Here is a 3,409-nt window from a genome sequence, read left to right as displayed (position 1 = left end):
CATCGTCGCCCGCAGCTGGCGGGCCTGGCGCGCGCGAGCCAGCAGAGCGGGTGCGATCGGTCTCGGGGCGCCCGCGCCGGGTGCGCGCAGGTTGCGGCGTGCGACATCGGTCATCGTTCGCGCAGCGCCTCCCGCGCCCGGTTGAGGGGTTTGACGAGATACTGGAGCACGGTCTTGCTGCCGGTATGGATATCGACCGTCGCGACCATGCCGGGGGTGATCGCGAACCGCGCGCCGGCTTTGTTCGTCAGCGAATCCGCCTTGGTCCGCACGAACACGCGGTAATAGAGGATGTCGGGCTTCACCTCGTCGCGGATCGTGTCGGGCGAGATGCTGACCACGCTGCCCGTCAGGCCGCCATAGATCGAATAGTCATAGGCGGTCACCTTGACGCTGGCTGCCTGGCCGGGACGGATGAAGGCGATGTCGCGCGGCTGGATCCGCGCCTCGATCAGCAGCCGGTCGTCGAGCGGGACGATCTCCATCAGCTTGCCATTGGGGGGCACGACGCCGCCGATCGTCGACACCTCGATATTCTTGACGACCCCGCGCACCGGCGAGCGCAGCGTGAGGCGCGACAGCGTGTCCGAGCGCCCCCGAACCACCGGTGCGAGCGAGTCGACCTGTTCGGTGACCTTGGCCAGATCCTGCCGCGCCTCGACCATATATTGCGACCGCAGATCGGCCTTTTTGAGCTCGAGCTCGGCCCGCTGGCGTTGCAGCCGCAACACCTCGACATTGCTCGCCGCGCCGACCGCGATCAGCGATTCCCCGATCCGCACCTCGCGTCCGATCAGCGCCAGGCTCTGGTCGATCAGCTGGATCGACGATTGCAGGCTGCGTCGCCGGGTGTCGTGGAGCCGCGTCTCGGCGGCCTTCAAATCGGGATAGCGGTCGAGTTCGGAGGCGAACGCCAGCGGCGTGCCGTTCGCTTCCGCCTGAAGGCGGGCGACACTGGCCAGCGCGGCGCGATATTTGGCGGCGGTCTCGTCGACGGTCGACCCCGCCTGGGTCGGATCGAGCTGTGCGAGCAGCTGCCCCGGGGTGACGATATCGTCCTGACGCACCGGAAGCTTGGTCAGGATCCCGCCCTCGAGCGACTGGATCACCTGTTCGCGGCTGGTCGGCACGACGCGCGCTTCGCCGGTCGCCACCTCGTCGAGGGCCGCGAACCACGCCCAGCCAAGTGCTGCCACGAACAGCGCGGCAAGGATCCAGACGAGCCGCGTCGCGGTCGCGAGCCGGACGCTGCCTTCGCCGCCGAACAGGTGGTCGTCGTCGATCGCCCGCGCGCTCATGCCGCCGCACTCCGCGTCCCGCGCATCTGCGCGAGGATCTGGTCCTTGGGGCCGTCGAGGACGATTGTGCCATTGTCGATCACGATGATCCGGTCGACGATCTCGAGCATCCGCATCCGGTGCGTTGCGACGATCAGCGTACGCGTACGGCTCCACGCCCCGAGCCGCGCGATGAAGTGTCGCTCCGTCCCCTCGTCCATCGCCGCGGTCGGCTCGTCGAGCAGCGCGACGCTCGGCTGACGAAGCAGCAGCCGCGCGAGCAGCAGCCCCTGGATCTGCCCACCCGACAGGCCTCTGCCCCCCTCCTGCACGACATGGCCGAGCCCGTCGCGCAGCCGGCGGACCATGGTGTCCGCGCCGACCATCGCGAGCATCTCGCTGATCTCCCTGTCCGACGCCATCGGCGCGCCGAGCGTCAAATTCTCGCGCAGCGTCCCGTGAAACAGCCGCGAGGTCTGCGTCAGCAGGCCGATGTCGCGGCGGACATCGGCGGGATCGACCTGATGCAGCGCGAGGCCGTCGAGCAGCACCTCCCCCGACACCGGCTGCAGCATCCCCGACAGGCCCTGGAGCAGCGTCGACTTGCCCGCGCCGTTGCGCCCCAGCAACGCGATCCGCTCGCCCGCCGCGATGTCGAGCGTCTGGACCGTCAGGGCAGGGGGGGCGTTGGGGTCGGCATAGGTGAAGACGGCGGACCGCAGCGCGAAGTCGCCCTGGACGACGGGCAGCGGGATGCGGTGATCCGCGTCGGCGGTGTCGACGGGCAGCGCCATGATCTGGTTTAGGCTCCCCATCGCCACCTTGGCATGCTGGAACCGGCTGAGCAGCTGCGTGACCTGGGCCATCGGCGCCATCATCCGCGAGCCGAGGATCGAGGTCGCGACCAGCACGCCGGTGGTGATGTCGCCCGCGATCACGAGCGGGGCGCCGACGAAGATGATCGCGGCATAGACGCCGTTCTGGACGCTCTGGGTCCACACCGACAGGCCGTTGGTCAGCCCGCGCAGCCGCAGCTGCGCCTCACCCGCGACCGCGGTATAGTGGTTCCACTGGTGGTGGAACCGGTCCTCCGCCTGCAGCGCCTTGATGTCCTCGATACCCTGTACCGATTCAACCAGCATCGCGTTGCGCAGCGAGGATTCGCGCATCGATTCGGTCGCGTACATCCGCAGCCGGCGTTGCGCGAGCAGCCCCGGCAGCAGCAGCAGGACCAGCGCCGCGAGCGGCACGAGCGCCAGCGCGCCGCCGACATACCAGAGCACGCCGAGGAACAGCAGGAAGAAGGGCATGTCCGCGACCGTCGCGACGGTCGTCGAGGTCAGCATGTCGCGCACCTGGTCGAGGTCGCGCAGCTGCGAGATGAACGTCCCGGTCGAGGTCGGGCGGGCGCGGTTGCGGACCCGCAGCGCGTGACCGAAGACCCGGTCCGAGATGCGCAGATCGGCCCGCTTGCCAAGCACATCGACGATGTTCGTGCGGAGCCGTCGCAACACGAAATCGAAGCCGATCGCGATCAGCACCCCGACGAACAGGATCGTCAGCGTCGGGATCGAGCCCGCCGGCACGACGCGGTCATAGACCTGCATCGAGAACAGGACCCCTGCGAGCCCCAGGCAGTTGGTCACGACCGACGCGACCATGACATGGCCATAGGAGGGGGCGTCGGCCATCAGGATGTCGCGCAGCCAGTGATCCTGGAACGGCCGGATATAGGCGTCGATACGCGTGTCGGGCGCCGAGCGCGACGGCCGTGGAATGACATAGCCAGTCGCGCCGGCGGTCAGCTGGTCGATCGGCAGGTGCGTCGCTCCACCCCGGTCGCCCGGCACGATCAGCCGGGCCTGGCCCTCCGCGTCGATCCCCTCGATCAGCGCGATCTCACCGTCGCGCAGCCGGACGATCAGCGGCAGCCGCCAGCTCGTCAGCCGCATCCCCGCGGCGGGCACGAACTGCACGCCGAGCCCGGTCGCGCGCGCGAGCGTGCGGACCCGTGCCTCGTCGTCGGCGCCCAGCTCCCAATGGGCCGCGAGCCGCGCACGCTGTTCGGACAGCGGCAGGCGATAGTGGCGGGCAACGCGGCCAAGCAGGTCGAGCCACGCGTCGATGCCGCC

General features: G+C 69.3%; 2 protein-coding genes. Both read right to left on the bottom strand.

Annotation, left to right across the window (positions count from 1 at the left end):
* Positions 1 to 110: 110 nt before the first annotated feature.
* Positions 111 to 1,298, bottom strand: a complete 1,188-nt coding sequence (locus tag sphsw_RS03305; protein WP_031439359.1) for an HlyD family type I secretion periplasmic adaptor subunit — start codon at positions 1,296 to 1,298, stop codon at positions 111 to 113.
* Positions 1,295 to 3,403, bottom strand: coding sequence for a type I secretion system permease/ATPase (locus sphsw_RS03300; RefSeq protein WP_052380817.1), 2,109 nt, complete (start codon positions 3,401 to 3,403; stop codon positions 1,295 to 1,297). Before sphsw_RS03300 ends, sphsw_RS03305 begins: the two co-directional genes overlap by 4 nt.
* Between the last annotated feature and the right edge of the window lie 6 nt (positions 3,404 to 3,409).

It is taken from the genome of Sphingomonas sp. FUKUSWIS1 (assembly GCF_000733135.1).
Taxonomy (GTDB): Bacteria; Pseudomonadota; Alphaproteobacteria; order Sphingomonadales; family Sphingomonadaceae; genus Sphingomonas; species Sphingomonas aerolata.
This window is presented reverse-complemented; position numbering and strand designations above follow the sequence as displayed.

Coding starts and splice junctions, on each gene's coding strand:
- sphsw_RS03305 (WP_031439359.1), bottom strand. CDS start 1,298: ATGAGCGCGCGGGCGATCGACGACGACCACCTGTTCGGCGGCGAAGGC.